Here is a 14,634-nt window from a genome sequence, read left to right as displayed (position 1 = left end):
TTTACCGCAATACCACCCAGGCATCGGCGACCGTCACGCCCTCGCCGGGCCGGCCGACGATCAGCGGGTTGATCTCCGCCTCCGCCACCTGCGCCACGCCGGCGAGGCGCGACGCCGCGACCACCGCCCGCGCCAGCGCCTCCAGGTCACCCAGCGGCAGGTTGCGCCAGCCGGAAAGCGGCTTCAGCGCCCGCACTTCCGCGATCATCTCCCGCGCCGTCTCCAGGTCGACGGGCGCCATCCGCAGCGCGATGTCGCGGTGCAATTCGGACAGCACGCCGCCGGCACCCAGCAGCACCACCGGCCCCACCTCCGGGTCCCGCCGGAAGCCGAGAATGGCCTCCGCCAGCCCCTTCGCCATGGGCTGAACCAGCATGCCGGTGAGCTTCGCCTGTGGTGCGGCGGCGGCAACGCGCGCGCGCATCGCCGCCGCCGCCTCGCGCAGCGCCGCCGCATCGGCGATGTTCAACGCCACGCCGCCGACTTCCGTCTTGTGCGCCAGGTCCGGCGACAGGATCTTCAACGCCACCGGATAGCGCATGTCCCCCGGCGGTGTGTCCTGCATCACGGCAAAGGGTGAATCGAGACCGAGTGCCGCGAAGACGCCGCGCGCATCGGCCTCGTCCGGCCGCGCCGGCAGGGCGATGGTGGGCGCAGCAATGTCCGCTGTCTCGCGCGGCGCGCGCCAGGCGCAGTAGGCGGCGATGGAGTCGGCGGCGGTGTCGGCCGTGCGGAAGGCGGCGATGCCGGCTTCCGCCAGCAGGCGCAGGGATGCCTCGGCCTGCGGCGCCAGGAAGGTGGCCACCGGCTTGCCGGCAAGCTTGGCGCCCTCAATGATCCCGCCCACCGCATCCTTCGGGCGGAACTGCGCCGAGGAACCGACAACCGCCAGAACCAGGTCCGTATCCTCGGCCGCGCGCAACGCATCCAGCCCCGCCATGATGCGGTCCGGCCGCGTGCCGGCCAGCGTCATGTCCAGCAGCCGGCCATGTGCGTTCAGCTTCGCCGCTTCCAGCCGGCCCGCGGCTGCCGCATCCGGCTTGCGCGCCTCGATGCCCAGCACGCCCAGCGCGTCGACCGCCAGCGCGCCGCCGCCGCCCGTCGTCGTCATCACGCCGACGGCGCGATGCGCGCGGGCGGGCGGGCTGCGGCCAGCGACCAGCAGCGGCAGTTCCAGCAGTGATTCCATCATGGAGACGCGCAGGATCCCATGCGCCCGGAAGAACGCATCTGCCGCCGCATCGCTGCCGGCCAGTGCGCCGGTGTGGCTTGTCGCCAGTTCCGCGCCGAAGGGGCTGCGGCCGAGCTTCAACGCCACGATCGGTTTGCGCAGCGACCGCGCCTTGGCTGCCGCCGCCGCCAGTTGGGCCGGCGCGCGGATGGCTTCCAGGAAAAGCGCGACGACATCCACATCCGCATCTTCCAGCAGCAGGGATGCGATCTCCCCCGCCGTCAGGTCTGCCTCGTTGCCCGTGCCGATGAGATGCGAGAAGCCGAGGCCCCGCGCCGCGCCGCGCGACAGCAGCGCGCCCATCATGGAGCCGGATTGCGAGACCAGCGCCACGCGCCCGGCCGGCAGGTTCTCGGCTTCCAGCGCCGCATTGGTGGTGAGCGCGGTGCGAGCATTCAGGTTGACGATGCCCATGGAATTGGGCCCGAGCAAACGCATCCCGCTGCCCTGCGCGGCAGCCAGTATGCGCGCCTGCAGCGCGGCGCCTTCAGGGCCCGCCTCGGCGAAACCGTCGGCCAGCACGCAGGCCACGGGAATCTTCCGCGCTGCGCAGGCGGCGACCTGCGCTTCGACATTGTCGGTGCCAAGCAGGATGTAGGCAAAATCGATCTCGCCCGGGATGTCGACGAGCGAGCCGAAGGCGCGCTCGCCCAGCACCTCCGCCGCGCGCGGATTCACCGGGAACAACTCGCCCGCAAAACCGTGACGGCGCAGATAGCGCTGCGGCCGCGCCGTCAGCCGCTGGTCATCGGCGGAGGCGCCGATCAGCGCGATGCGGCGCGGGTTGAGAAGCGCCTGCGCCAGCGGCGTCACTTCGGCGGCCTCTGCGAGAAACTGCGGCCGAAGATGCCCTCGGCGATGCGGTTCTTCATCATTTCCAGGCTGCCGCCCGCGATCATCCAGCCGCGCGTCTTGCGCACGCAGTATTCGATCAGCAGGTCCTGGCTGTAGCCGGTGCCGCCCATGATCTGCATGGATTCATTGGCGCACATCCAGCCCGCCTGGTTGCAGGCGTATTTTGCGAGTGCAACGTCCTGCGGGTCCGGCAGCCCGCCCTTGGCGCGCACGGCAGCGCGGTAGAGCAGCAGCTGCGCGCTATCGAGCGCGACGCGCATCTCGGAGAACTTCCATTGCAGGCCCTGGAATTCCATCAAGGGCCGGCCGAACTGCTTCCTCTGCTCGGCATGCGCCTTGGCCTGGCGGAAGCAATACTCGCCAAGCGCCAGGGCGCGGGTGGTGTTGCCGGCGCGTTCCACGTTGAAGCCCGAGATCTGCTTGCGGAATCCGCCCTCGCCGAGCAGGAGATTCTCCTCCGGCACGAAGACATCGTCGAAATACAGCGCGCACCAGGTCTCGCCATTCATGTAGCGGCTGGGCTGGCCGAGGCGGAAACCCTCCATCCCGCGTTCCAGCAGGACCGAGCCGATGCCGTTCACGCCGGGCGCAAAGCGGCAGTAGATGACGAAGACATTTGCGTCTTCCGTGTTCGAGGTGAACACCTTGCCGCCGTTCAGCACATAGCCACCCTGCACCCTGGTGGCGGTGGTCTTGAGGTCGGTCAGCGCCGAACCCGCATCCGGCTCCGTCATGCCGACCGCGGCAATGGTCTCGCCGCGCAGCAGCGGTTCGAAGAAGCGCTTCTTCTGATCCGGCGTGGCGTATTCCGCAAAGGTACGGAAGGCACCGAAATTGCCGGCCTGCAGCACATCGGCGCTGCGCGGGCAGACATAGGCGATCTGTTCCATCGCCAGGATGGCGTCGAACAGCGTGCCGCCCTGACCACCATCTGCTTCCGGCACCATGATGCCGAACAGACCGTTCTCGGCCATCAGCTTCGCGACATCCCAGGGGAAGCGCTCATCATGCGCCCGCGCCAGCGCGTCCTTCGCCAGGTGCTGTTCGGCAAAGCGGCGGACCGAATCCTGGAACGCGACCTGTTCCTCGGAGAGCGAGAAATCCATCAGACCGGATCCCAGGAAAACACGTCGCCGGAGCGATCGAGCGGCAGGAAGTGACTGCGCAGCGCGGGCAGGGCGGTCTCGGCAATGGCTTCCGGCGTCCAGCCCTCGCCGCGATGCGTGCTGCGGATCGGCCGCGGCTGGCTGAACAGGAACAACTCGTTGTGCCGCGCGGCGAAGATCTGCCCCGTCACGTCCTTCGCGGCGCCGGAGGCGAGGAACACGGCCAGCGGCGCGTTCTTGTCCGGCGTCATCTGCTGCAGCCGCGCCACCCGGGCCTTCTCGGCCTCGGTGGAGGAGGGGATGGAGCTGGTCATGCGCGACCAGGCGAAGGGTGCGATGCAGTTGGACCGCACGCCGAAGCGCTGCATGTCCAGCGCAATGGATTTTGACAATGCCGCCACGCCCAGCTTCGCCGCGGAATAATTGGCCTGGCCGAAATTGCCGATCAGCCCCGATGTGGAGGTCATGTGCACATAGGCACCACGGCCCTGCTTGCGGAACTGCTCGGCGGCGGCGCGGCTGACGAAGAAGCTGCCGTTCAGATGCACATTGATGACCGCGAGCCACTCCTCGGGCGTCATCTTGTGGAAGATCTGATCGCGTAGAATGCCGGCGTTGTTCACCACGATGTCGATGCCGCCGAAGGCATCCATCGCCTGCGCCACGATGCGCTGCGCACTGGCCCAATCCGCCACGCTGTCGGTATTGGCCACCGCCTGGCCGCCACGCTGATGGATGATGGCCACCGTCTGCTCGCCGGGCGTGGCGCTGGTCGGGCCTTCGCCCGTCAGGCTTGCGCCGATGTCGTTCACCACCACCCTCGCGCCGGCCAGCGCCATGGCGAGGGCGATTTCCCGCCCGATCCCGCCGCCGGCCCCGGTGACGATCGCCACCTTGCCCTCCAGCATCATCCCGTTGCCTCCTGAATGCGCAGCCCGGTTCTAGTCCGGTGCCGCCAGGGCGTGAAGCCGGGTTGCCGCATCACGGCAGTGCCCTAAACTCAAGCCTGGATACAAGTGGGGGACGAGGTGGCCTTCGTGGAGCTGGACGGGGTCGGCATGACCTTTCGTGGCCGCACCGGTGCCTATCAGGCCGTTCGGGATTTCAACCTGGAGTTGTCCGAGGGCGAATTCTTTTGCCTTCTCGGCACATCCGGCTGTGGCAAGACCACGGTGATGAACATGCTGGCCGGCTTCGATGCGCCAACGGAAGGGCAGATCCGCCTGGAAGGCCGCCCCGTGCGCGGCCCCGGCGCGGATCGCGGCGTGGTCTTCCAGGGGCATGACAGCCTGTATGACTGGCTGACGGCGCGCGACAACATCGCCTTTGGCCTGCGCCTGCGCGGCATGGGCCGGGCAGAGCGGCGGTCCATCGCCGATCGCTTCCTGAACATGGTGGGGCTGGCCGGGCAGGGCGGGAAGCACCCTTCGGAGCTTTCCGGCGGCATGAAGCAGCGCATCCAGATCGCCCGCGCGCTGGCGAACGACCCGCGCATGCTGCTGATGGACGAGCCCTTCGGCGCGCTGGACGCGATGACGCGCGCGGTGCTGCAGGGCGAGCTTTCCCGCATCTGGTCGGAGAACCGGAAGACCGTGCTGTTCATCACGCATGACATCGAGGAAGCCTGCGCGCTGGCCACCCGTGTCGGCGTGATGAAGCGCGGCCCGGGCGGCACGCTGAAAGCGGTGGTGCCGCTCGACCTGCCCTACCCGCGCGAACGCACCTCCGACGCCTTCATGGCCAGCTTCCGCCGGGTGCATGAGCTGATCCATGCGGAGATCCACCCCCAATGAACGATGGCATGATGAACAGCCGCACCGCCACCGTCGCCGGCTATGTGCTGGGCTTCGCGCTGCTGTTCGCCATCTGGCACCTCGCCTCCCAGTACCTGGTGCGGTCCGTGCTTTTCCCCTCGCCCATCCCGGTCTTCATCCGCGGCTGGGCGCTGATCGAGGACCAGCTGCTGCAGGAAGCAGTCATCGCCTCCATGCGCCGCATTCTCCAGGGCTTCCTGCTGGGCAGCGCCATCGGCATTCCGGTCGGCCTGGCCATCGGCAGCTTCCGCCCGGTGCGGCTGCTGCTGGAACCCTGGACGGAGTTCTTCCGCTTCATCCCCGCCGTGGCGATGATCACCGTCTCCGTCATCTGGTTCGGCATCGGGGAGGAGAGCAAGATCTTCCTCATCGCCTACACCACCATCTTCGTGGTGGTGATCGCGACGGCGGCGGGCGTCGGCGCGGTGGGGCGGGACAAGATCCGCGCCGCGCAATGCCTCGGCGCCAACCGCTTTCAGGTCTTCGCCCTCGTCGCCCTGCCGGCGACGGTGCCCTACATCCTGACCGGGATGCGGCTGGCGATGTCCAACGCCTTCGTCACCATCGTCGCCGCCGAGCTTGTCGCCAGCAATGACGGCCTCGGCAAGATGCTGTGGGACGCCAGGCTGTTCATGCAGGTGGAGGACATCTTCGTGGCCCTGATCTCGCTCGGCCTGCTGGGCTTCGCGACGGACCGCACCTTCCGCCTGCTGATCCGCGCCTTCGCGGGCCGCTTCAACCCGACCATGTGACAAACAGGGAGAATCAGAACATGCTTCGCCGAACCCTTCTCGCCGCCAGTGGCGCCGCCCTGGCCGCGCCCGCCTTCGCCCAGAACGCGCCGATCAAGCTGACCATCGCGACCGGCGTGGATCCGTCCTTCGCGCCCTACTACGTCGCCAAGGAAGGCGGCTTCTTCGAGCGCAATGGGCTGGACTGCACGGTCAACACCGGCCCCTCCGGCTCGGCCATGGTGGCCTTCCTGATCGGCAACCAGATCAACTCGGCCTATGGCGCCGAACAGGCCGGCGTCTCCGCGCATCTCGTGGACCCGAACGTGGTCGCGGTGTGCGAAGGCACGGCGCTGCTGCGCTGGATCAGCGTGCTCGGCCGCAACATCGAGAACATGGAAGGGCTGAAGGGCAAGCGCGTCGGTGTTGCCCGCGGCACCGGCAGCGAGACCTTCTGGCTGTCGGTCGTCTCCAAGCTCAACCTGAACCCGGCCGACTACACCATCGTGAATGTCGAGGCGCCGGAGATGGTGGCGGCGCTGGAGCGCGGCAACATCGACGCCTTCGCGGTGTGGGAGCCCTGGCCGACGCGCGCCATGCGCGCCATCCCGAACACCAAGATCCTGGTCTCCAACGACCAGATTCAGATCGTCCGAAACTTCGTCTACATGAACAAGGCCTGGGGCCTGGCGAATGCGGAAGCCACCACGCGGCTGATGCGGTCCCTGGTGCAGGCACAGGAATTCATCGCGGCCAGCCCGGCGGAAGCCGCCCGCCATGTCGCCCGCTTCCTGCGGCAGGATCGCGCCTTCATCGCGGAGCTGATGACCAAGGTTGAGTACAAGATGAACCTGACGCCGGACAGCGTCGGCAATTTCCAGCTCGCCATCGACCAACTCCGCGGCATGGGCAAGCTGTCGAAGGAGGTCACGCCGGCCCAGGTGATCTGGAAGGACCCGCTGGCCGCCGTCGCGCCGGATCGCGTGCGGATCTAGCCGCCCTCGGCCACCAAGCGCAGGGCGGTGGGGTCGGTGATGCGCAGCCCGGCGCGCACCGGCTCCACCATCCCACGCAGGCGCAATACGCTCAGCGCGGCGTTCACCTTGGGGCGGGATGCCACGACCAGCGCCGCCACCTGGCCCTGCGGCAGCCGCACCAGGCCGGAAGGATCGGCAGCCGCCAGAGCCAGCAGCGCCGAAGCCAGGCGCTGCGGCAGGTGTTGTAGCCCCACCGCCTCCACCTGGTCGGTCGTCCGCCGCAGCCGCGCGGCCAGCGTCCGCAGCAGGGCGAGCGCCGTGGCGGCATCGCCTGCCACTACCGCCATTGCCTCCGCATGGCGCAGCATCAGCCCGCGCACCGGGGTCAGCGCCGTGGCATCCGCGCTGCGCGGCCCACCATCGATCAGCGCAACCTCTCCCACCGGCTCGCCCGGTCCGGCCAAGCCCAGGGTCAGTTCGCGCCCTGCGCCGGTGGCCAGGTGCAGCCGCACCAGACCGTCCAGCACCACCAGCATGCCATCCGCGCCCGGGTCGCCGCGGCGGAACACCACGGCGCCGGTGGCGTAGCGCGCTGGCCGGGCGCAGGCGGCCAGGCGGGCGCGCACCGCCGCCGGTACCCCTTCCAACAGGGGCAGCCGGTTCAGCGCGGTGTGAGCCTCGGCCGGGGTCACGCCGTGTCTACTTCTCCGACGCCGCGATGATGCCGCCGGCCAGGCTGGCCGGGATGCGGTTGGTCCAGCGGCCACAATCCACCTGGGTCACGAACTCCAGTACCGCGCGGTTGAAGGCGTCCGGGTCCTCAAGATTCATTGTGTGCCCGCATTTCGGCATCACCAGCAGCGCGCTGCTGCGGATGGTGCGCTTCAGGTAGAGGCTGGCCTCCAGCGTCGGGTCGTCCTCGTCGCCGGCAATCACCAGCGTCGGCACCGTCATGGCGCGGAACTGCGCTTCCAGGTCGAACAGGCTGGGCCGGCGGCGCTGCACGCCGTTCATGGTCAGCGCGGAGCCTTCCGTGCTGTGTTCGCAGAGTTGGGCCTGGAATTCCGCATAGCCGCGCGGGTCCTTCTCCTCGAAGACTAGGCGGGTGGGGCCGCGGCTGTAGGTCAGGCCGAAGCGGTCCATCCCCTCCGCGCGGATGCGGGCGATGGCGGCGTCTGTCTCCGCATGGAACTGCGCCGTCTTGCCCGGCGCTGCGCCGTAGCCGACGCCGGCGGCGACCAGGCTGCGGGCCAGCGTGGGATGGCGCAGGCCCAAATGCAGCGTCGCGAAGCCGCCCATGGAAAGCCCCACCACATGGGTCGGCCCCAGGCCCAGCCCCATGATCACGGCCGCGATGTCGTCCGTCGCCCGGTCCTGGCTGTATTGCGACGGGTCCGTCGGCACGTCCGAGGGCGTGTAGCCGCGCGCGGCATAGGCGATGCAGCGATAGCGGCGCGAGAAGAAGCGCATCTGCGCCTCCCACGACCGATGGTCGCCTGCATATTCATGCACGAAGACCATAGGCGTGCCGGTGCCGGCCTCCTCGTAGTGCAGGTTCACCCCGTCATCGGTCTGCAGCGTCGGCATGGTGTCGGTATCCCAGTTTCCCGGCCGGGATCGTGCCGGCCGAATCCGCGCGCGGCAAGCCGGGGGGCGCCTTGACAGGGCAGGGGGCCAAGCGCATCTGCAATCCGGACCCAAAAGGTCCCCTTTGAATGGGCAGGAGAGTGAACCGCCGTGCTGCGGGTCTCGAAATTCACCGACTACGCCGTGGTGGTGCTGTCGCGGCTGGAGGCCGAGGGCGGGGTGCAGACCGCGCCCGGCCTGGCTTCCGGCACCGGCATTGCCGAGCCGACGGTGGCCAAGGTATTGAAGATGCTGGCCCAGTCCGGGCTGGTGGAGGGGTTGCGTGGGGCCCGGGGTGGCTACCGCCTGCTCCGGCCGCTGGCTTCCGTTGCGCTGTCGGAGGTGATTGTGGCGATGGATGGTCCGATCGCTCTGACCGCCTGCGTCGATGGCGGCTTCGGCCTGTGCGAGGCCGAGCATACCTGCCCCGTCCGCGGGCGGTGGGACCCGGTGAATGCCGCGATCCGTGGTGCGCTCTCCGCCATCATGGTCAGCGAAATCGCCTCGCCGCCCGCCGCCCCCCGGACCGCTGCCGCCACCCCCATGCCCGCTTACGCCGCCGAGTAGGAAACGATCAGATGGCCGCCGTCACCGAAACCATCGAAGCCGTCCAGTCGGTCACCGAATCCGGCTACAAGTGGGGCTTTGAGACCGATATTGAGATGGACTTCGCGCCCAAGGGCCTGAACGAGGACATCGTTCGCTTCATTAGCGCGAAGAAGAAGGAGCCGGCCTGGCTGCTGGAATGGCGGCTGAAGGCGTATCGCCATTGGCTGACCATGGAAGTGCCGCATTGGGCCGCCGTCAGCCATCCGCCGATCGATTTCCAGGACGCCTTCTACTACGCTGCCCCGAAGCAGGGCCCGAAGTCGCTGGATGAGGTCGATCCGGAACTGCTGAAGACCTACGCCAAGCTTGGTATTCCGCTGAAGGAACAGGCCATCCTGGCGGGCGTCGAGGGGGCGGGCGACAGCCCCTCCGAGGGCGGCCGCATGCCGATCGCCGTCGATGCGGTCTTCGACAGCGTCTCCGTCGCCACCTCCTACAAGGAGCGCCTGGCGAAGGACGGCATCGTGTTCTGCGCGATCAGCGAGGCGGTGCAGACGCATCCCGAGCTGGTGCAGCAGTATCTCGGTTCCGTCGTGCCGCAGGGCGACAACTTCTACGCCGCGCTGAACAGCGCTGTCTTCACCGACGGCAGTTTCGTTTACATCCCGAAGGGCGTGAAATGCCCGATGGAGCTGTCCACCTATTTCCGCATCAATGCGAAGAGCACGGGGCAGTTCGAGCGGACGCTGATCATCGCCGATGAGGGCAGCACGGTCAGCTACCTCGAGGGCTGCACGGCGCCGATGCGCGACGAGAACCAGCTGCATGCGGCCGTTGTCGAATTGGTCGCGCTGGATGATGCCAGCATCAAGTACAGCACGGTGCAGAACTGGTATCCGGGCGATGCGGAGGGCAAGGGCGGCATCTACAACTTCGTCACCAAGCGCGCAGCCTGCCGCGGCAAGCGCAGCAAGGTGTCCTGGACGCAGGTGGAGACGGGTTCCGCCATCACCTGGAAGTACCCGTCGTGCATCCTGATCGGTGACGACAGCGTGGGTGAGTTCTACTCAGTCGCCATTACCAATAACCGCCAGCAGGCCGATACCGGCACCAAGATGTTCCATATCGGTCAGCGCACGCGCAGCACGATCGTCAGCAAGGGCATCAGCGCCGGCCATGGCCAGAACACCTATCGCGGCCTGGTGAAGATCAGCCCGAAGGCATCCGGCGCGCGCAACTTCACGCAGTGCGACAGCCTGCTGATCGGCGACCAGTGCGGCGCGCATACGGTGCCCTACATCGAGAATCGCTGCATGACGGCGAAGGTGGAACACGAAGCCACCACCAGCCGCATTGCGGAGGACCAGCTCTTCTACTGCCGCTCCCGCGGCCTGACGCAGGAAGACGCGGTTGGCATGATCGTCAACGGCTTCTGCCGCGAGGTGCTGAAGGAACTGCCGATGGAATTCGCCGTGGAAGCACAGAAGCTGCTGCAGATCAGTCTTGAAGGTTCGGTGGGTTAACGCCGTCCGATGACCGGAGGGGCCGCAAGGCCCCGGAGGTCCGAATCGGCCGGCTCTTTTTGAGGTTGATGATGCTGAAGATCGAAAACCTGCACGCCACCGTCGACGGCAAGCAGATCCTGAACGGGCTGAACCTGACGATTCCGTCGGGCGAGATCCACGCCATCATGGGGCCGAACGGCTCCGGCAAGTCCACCCTGTCCTACGTCCTGGCGGGGCGCGAGGGCTATGAGGTGACGGAAGGCTCCGTCACCTTCGGCGAGGTCGACCTGCTGGCGATGGAGCCGGAGGAGCGCGCCGTGGCCGGCGTGTTCCTGGCCTTCCAGGCGCCCGTCGAACTGCCCGGCGTCGGCAACGCCAACTTCCTGCGCACGGCGCTGAACGCGGTGCGCCGCGCCAAGGGCGAGGCGGAGATCGACGCCATCCAGTTCCTCAAGCTGGCGCGCGCCCGCATGAAGGTGCTGAACATGCCGGACGACATGCTCAAGCGCCCAGTGAATGTCGGCTTCTCCGGCGGCGAGAAGAAGCGCAACGAGATGCTGCAGATGGCTCTGCTCTCGCCGAAGCTGGCGCTGCTGGACGAGACTGATAGCGGGCTCGACATTGATGCGCTGAAGCTGGTCTCGGATACGGTGAACAGCCTGCGTGGCCCCGACTTTTCCGCGCTCGTCATCACGCACTACCAGCGCCTGCTGACCCACATCGTGCCGGACCGCGTGCATGTGCTGTCCGCCGGCCGGATCGTGAAGTCGGGCGGCCCCGAGCTGGCGCATGAGCTGGAAGCCTCCGGCTACGGCGCCATCCAGGACGCCGCTGCATGACGGCGATCAGCAGCACCGGCCCCGCCGCCTTCCTCGGCCGGCATGAGGGGCTGCGCGGGCGGCTACCCGGCGCGCAGCTTCCCTGGGTGGAGGCGCTGCGCGATCGCAGCGCCGCCGCCTTCCGCGCCCAGGGCTTCCCGACGCGGCGCGTCGAGGCGTGGAAATACACCGACCTCGCCGTGGTGAACGCCTCGGTCTTCGGCGAGCCGCTGACCGCCGTGGATGATGCGCTGGCCCTGCCGCCGGCTGCCGGCCCGCGTGCCGTCTTCATCGATGGCCGCTTCCGCGCCGATCTCTCCGCGCTGGAAGGTCTGCCCTTCACGGTGGAGAATCTGGCCAGCGCGCTGCCGCGCCTGGAATCCCGCCTGGGTGCGTTGGCGCGGCCGGAGGAGCAGTCGCTCGCCGCGCTGAACGGCATGCTGTTCGAGGATGGCCTGGTGGTGACGGTGCCGGAGAGCGTCGAGGCCGGCGTGCTGGAGCTGTTCTCCTTCGCCACCGAAAGCGAACGCGCCCCCGCCTTCCACCCGCGCCACCTGGTGCGGCTCGGCGCCGGTGCCTCGCTGACCCTGGTGGAGACCGCCGCTGGCCCCGCCACCGCGCGCTACCTGCACAACCCGGTCTTCGAGATCGAGGTGGCAGAGGGCGCGCGGATGAACCACGGGCGGCTGCAGCAGGAAGGCCGCGACGCCTTCTTCCTCTCCACTGTCTATGCCCGCGTGCAGGCGGGCGGCACCTACGACAACTTCACGATGAACGCCGGCTCGCGCCTGGCGCGCAACGAGATCCATGTGGCGCTCTGCGGCCCCAAGGCCGAATGCCACATGAATGGCGTGCAGCTTCTGGCCGATGGCCAGCATGCGGATACCACCACGGCGCTCGATCATGCGGCGCCGGATTGCTCGTCCCGCCAGACCTACAAGACGGTGCTGTCCGGCAAGTCGCGTGGCGTGTTCCAGGGCAAGATCCTGGTGCGGCAGATCGCGCAGAAGACCGATGGCTACCAGATGAACCAGGCGCTGCTGCTGTCGCCGGATGCCGAGATCGACAGCAAGCCGCAGCTGGAAATCTACGCCGACGACGTGAAGTGCAGCCACGGCGCCACGGTCGGCGAGCTGGATGCCGAGCAGATCTTCTTCCTTCGCTCCCGCGGCATTCCGCTGGAACAGGCGAAGGCTATCCTGGTCGAGGCGTTCCTGACGGAGGCGGTGGAAGCCGTGGCGGATGAGGCGATCCGCGATGCGTTGTCGCGCGCCGTCACCGGCTGGTGGCAGCGCCAGGGCATCCAGGGCGGGATCGAGGCCGCGTGATGGACGGGCATGTCGCACCCACGCTGAACCTGGACGCGATTCGGGCAGATTTCCCGATCCTGTCGGAGAAGGTGCGCGGCAAGACCTTCACCTTCCTCGACAGCGGCGCCTCCGCCCAGAAGCCGCGCCAGGTGATTGGCGCGATGGTGCGGATGATGGAGACGGCCTATGCCAACGTCCATCGCGGCGCCTACCATATGAGCGAGCAGGCGACCGAGGCCTATGAGGCCGCCCGCGCCGCCGTGGCGCGCTTCCTGAACGCCGGCGATGTGCGGGAGATCATCTTCACCGGCAGCAGCACCAACGCCATCAACCTGGTGGCGCACAGCTACGGCCGCGGCGTGATGCAGCCTAGCCAGGCGGTGGTGATTTCCGAGATGGAGCACCACGCCAACATCGTGCCCTGGCAGATGGCGCGCGACGCGCATGGCATTGAGCTGCGTGTCTGCCGCATCACCGATGCCGGCGAGCTGGACCTCGACGATCTCGCAGCGAAGCTTGCCGATGGCAAGGTCGGGCTTGTTGCCGTCACCCACATGTCCAATGTGCTCGGCACGGTCACGCCTGCCGCGCAGATCGCGCGCATGGCGCATGAGGCCGGGGCCAAGGTGCTGTTCGATGGCAGCCAGGCCGCCGTGCATCGCCGCGTCGATGTGCGGGAGATCGATGCGGATTTCTACGTCTTCACCGGCCACAAGCTCTACGGCCCGACCGGGATCGGCGTGCTCTACGCCAAGGGCGCGTTGCAGGAGGCGATGCCGCCCTTCCTGGGCGGCGGCGACATGATCGCGGAAGTGTCCTTCGAACGCTCCGTCTGGGCGCCTTACCCCGCAAAGTTTGAGGCCGGCACCCCGCCGATCATCGAGGCCATCGGCCTGCACGCCGCCATCGACTATGTCGAATCTATCGGCATGGCCGCGATCGAGGCGCATGAGCGCGCCTTGGTCGATCGCGCCATGGCCCGCCTGCCGCAGATCGAGGGCGTGACCCTGCTCGGCCGCGCGCAGGACCGCGGCGGCGTCTTCGCCTTCGCCCTCGACACGGCCCATGCGCATGACGTGGCGACGCTGCTGGACCGCGCCGGCATTGCTGTGCGTTCCGGCCGCCATTGCGCGGAGCCGCTGCATGAACGCTTCGGCGTGGAAAGCACCTGCCGCGCCTCCTTCGGCCTCTACACCACGCCGGCGGAGGTCGATCTGCTGGCCGATGCGCTGCACCAGGCGCGGGAGTTCTTCCGATGAGTGGTGGCTTGTTCGATGACCTGCGCGACCTGTACCAGGAAGTGATCCTCGATCACGGCCGCAAGCCGCGCAACTTCAAGCGACTCGATGACGCGGATCGCACGGCGCGCGGTGACAATCCGATGTGCGGCGACCGCATGGAATTGTTCGTCAAGCTCGCCCCGGAGGGCCATATCGAGGATGCGGCCTTCCAAGGCCGCGGCTGCGCCATCTCCATGGCCAGCGCCTCGCTCATGACCGATACGGTCAAGGGCAAGACGCAGGCGCAGGCACGGCAGATGGGCGAGAACTTCCGGGCGCTGGCCATGACCGGCATCTGCCCGGATTGCGGCGGCGAGATCGCGGAGGACATGGAACGCCTGGCGCCCCTGTCCGGCGTGCATGATTTCCCCAGCCGCGTGAAATGCGCGACCCTGGCCTGGCACACGCTGAACGCGGCGCTGGATGGCGGCGCGAAGGAGGCGAGCAGTGAGTGAGACCCCGACAGCCCCCGTCCACGGCAGCTGGACCCCCGATGGCGGCACGGAGCCGCCGGTGCGGGTGAATGAGGATGCGGTGATCTCCGTCCTCAAGACCGTCTTCGACCCGGAAATCCCGGTCGATATCTACGAGCTCGGCCTGATCTACGCCGTCGAGATCGGCGATGATGGCCATGTGAAGGTGGAGATGACGCTCACCACCCCCTCCTGCCCCTCGGCGCAGGAATTGCCGGTGCAGGCGGAGGAAGCGGTGCGCGCCGTGCCGGGCGTCACCGACGTGACCGTCGAGGTCGTCTGGGATCCGCCCTGGGACCAGAGCCGGATGAGCGAAGACGCGCGCCTTGCGTTGAACATGTACTGAGGGAGGCCCTGGC

Annotated in this window: 15 protein-coding genes; 10 read left to right on the top strand and 5 right to left on the bottom strand. The window is 68.0% G+C overall.

Features of this window, described 5'->3' with window-relative positions; all coding sequences use genetic code 11:
- Window position 1: 1 nt before the first annotated feature.
- The 3 genes from HEQ75_RS13745 to HEQ75_RS13735 are packed head-to-tail and all read right to left on the bottom strand — an operon-like array spanning window position 2 to window position 4,103.
- Window positions 2-2,044, bottom strand: coding sequence for an acetate--CoA ligase family protein (locus HEQ75_RS13745; protein WP_168031452.1), 2,043 nt, complete (start codon window positions 2,042-2,044; stop codon window positions 2-4).
- On the bottom strand, window positions 2,041-3,192 hold the full coding sequence (locus tag HEQ75_RS13740; protein WP_168031450.1) for an acyl-CoA dehydrogenase family protein: 1,152 nt from the start codon (window positions 3,190-3,192) through the stop codon (window positions 2,041-2,043). The genes HEQ75_RS13745 and HEQ75_RS13740 overlap by 4 nt, the downstream gene beginning before the upstream one ends.
- Window positions 3,192-4,103: an SDR family NAD(P)-dependent oxidoreductase gene (locus tag HEQ75_RS13735; protein ID WP_168031448.1), complete on the bottom strand. Its 912-nt coding sequence runs from the start codon at window positions 4,101-4,103 to the stop codon at window positions 3,192-3,194. Before HEQ75_RS13735 ends, HEQ75_RS13740 begins: the two co-directional genes overlap by 1 nt.
- A gap of 105 nt (window positions 4,104-4,208) precedes the next feature.
- On the opposite strand from HEQ75_RS13735, the gene HEQ75_RS13730 reads away from it, so the two are divergent.
- Genes HEQ75_RS13730 through HEQ75_RS13720 form a run of 3 tightly spaced genes read left to right on the top strand, consistent with a single transcriptional unit; the run spans window position 4,209 to window position 6,732 of the window.
- Window positions 4,209-4,985 (top strand): ABC transporter ATP-binding protein, encoded by a 777-nt coding sequence (locus tag HEQ75_RS13730; RefSeq protein ID WP_168031446.1) that lies wholly within the window; start codon window positions 4,209-4,211, stop codon window positions 4,983-4,985.
- Window positions 4,986-4,996: 11 nt separating this feature from the next.
- Entirely contained in the window at window positions 4,997-5,758 is a 762-nt protein-coding gene (locus HEQ75_RS13725; protein ID WP_209318536.1) for an ABC transporter permease, read from the top strand.
- Window positions 5,759-5,778: 20 nt separating this feature from the next.
- A complete protein-coding gene (locus HEQ75_RS13720) occupies window positions 5,779-6,732 on the top strand; it encodes an ABC transporter substrate-binding protein (RefSeq protein ID WP_168031442.1) in 954 nt (317 codons plus the stop codon).
- Here the strand turns inward: HEQ75_RS13720 and HEQ75_RS13715 are convergent.
- Both HEQ75_RS13715 and HEQ75_RS13710 read right to left on the bottom strand, forming a co-directional pair.
- Window positions 6,729-7,406, bottom strand: a complete 678-nt coding sequence (locus tag HEQ75_RS13715; protein WP_168031440.1) for a Crp/Fnr family transcriptional regulator — start codon at window positions 7,404-7,406, stop codon at window positions 6,729-6,731. The genes HEQ75_RS13720 and HEQ75_RS13715 overlap by 4 nt on opposite strands.
- 7 nt (window positions 7,407-7,413) lie before the next feature.
- Window positions 7,414-8,301 (bottom strand): alpha/beta fold hydrolase, encoded by an 888-nt coding sequence (locus HEQ75_RS13710; RefSeq protein WP_168031438.1) that lies wholly within the window; start codon window positions 8,299-8,301, stop codon window positions 7,414-7,416.
- 150 nt (window positions 8,302-8,451) lie between these two features.
- Between HEQ75_RS13710 and HEQ75_RS13705 the strand changes: the two genes are divergently transcribed.
- From HEQ75_RS13705 to HEQ75_RS13675, 7 genes are all read left to right on the top strand, one after another.
- Entirely contained in the window at window positions 8,452-8,907 is a 456-nt protein-coding gene (locus tag HEQ75_RS13705; protein WP_168031436.1) for an Rrf2 family transcriptional regulator, read from the top strand.
- An 11-nt stretch (window positions 8,908-8,918) separates the two neighbouring features.
- The gene (sufB, locus tag HEQ75_RS13700; RefSeq protein ID WP_168031434.1) at window positions 8,919-10,412 is read left to right on the top strand and encodes a Fe-S cluster assembly protein SufB; all 1,494 of its coding nucleotides are present in this window, start codon (window positions 8,919-8,921) and stop codon (window positions 10,410-10,412) included.
- A gap of 71 nt (window positions 10,413-10,483) precedes the next feature.
- Window positions 10,484-11,233, top strand: coding sequence for a Fe-S cluster assembly ATPase SufC (sufC, locus tag HEQ75_RS13695; protein ID WP_168031432.1), 750 nt, complete (start codon window positions 10,484-10,486; stop codon window positions 11,231-11,233).
- Complete coding sequence (sufD, locus tag HEQ75_RS13690) at window positions 11,230-12,540, top strand: Fe-S cluster assembly protein SufD (protein WP_168031429.1); 1,311 nt, start codon at window positions 11,230-11,232, stop codon at window positions 12,538-12,540. The genes sufC and sufD overlap by 4 nt, the downstream gene beginning before the upstream one ends.
- Window positions 12,540-13,781, top strand: a complete 1,242-nt coding sequence (locus HEQ75_RS13685) for an aminotransferase class V-fold PLP-dependent enzyme (protein ID WP_168031427.1) — start codon at window positions 12,540-12,542, stop codon at window positions 13,779-13,781. Before sufD ends, HEQ75_RS13685 begins: the two co-directional genes overlap by 1 nt.
- Entirely contained in the window at window positions 13,778-14,257 is a 480-nt protein-coding gene (sufU, locus tag HEQ75_RS13680) for a Fe-S cluster assembly sulfur transfer protein SufU (protein WP_456237391.1), read from the top strand. The genes HEQ75_RS13685 and sufU overlap by 4 nt, the downstream gene beginning before the upstream one ends.
- Entirely contained in the window at window positions 14,226-14,621 is a 396-nt protein-coding gene (locus tag HEQ75_RS13675; protein ID WP_168031425.1) for an SUF system Fe-S cluster assembly protein, read from the top strand. Before sufU ends, HEQ75_RS13675 begins: the two co-directional genes overlap by 32 nt.
- Window positions 14,622-14,634: the final 13 nt, after the last annotated feature.

It is taken from the genome of Falsiroseomonas selenitidurans, assembly GCF_012103215.1.
In the GTDB taxonomy this organism is placed as follows: Bacteria; Pseudomonadota; Alphaproteobacteria; order Acetobacterales; family Acetobacteraceae; genus Falsiroseomonas; species Falsiroseomonas selenitidurans.
Note: the sequence above shows the minus strand (reverse complement) of the source record. Positions and strands in the feature narration are given on the sequence as shown.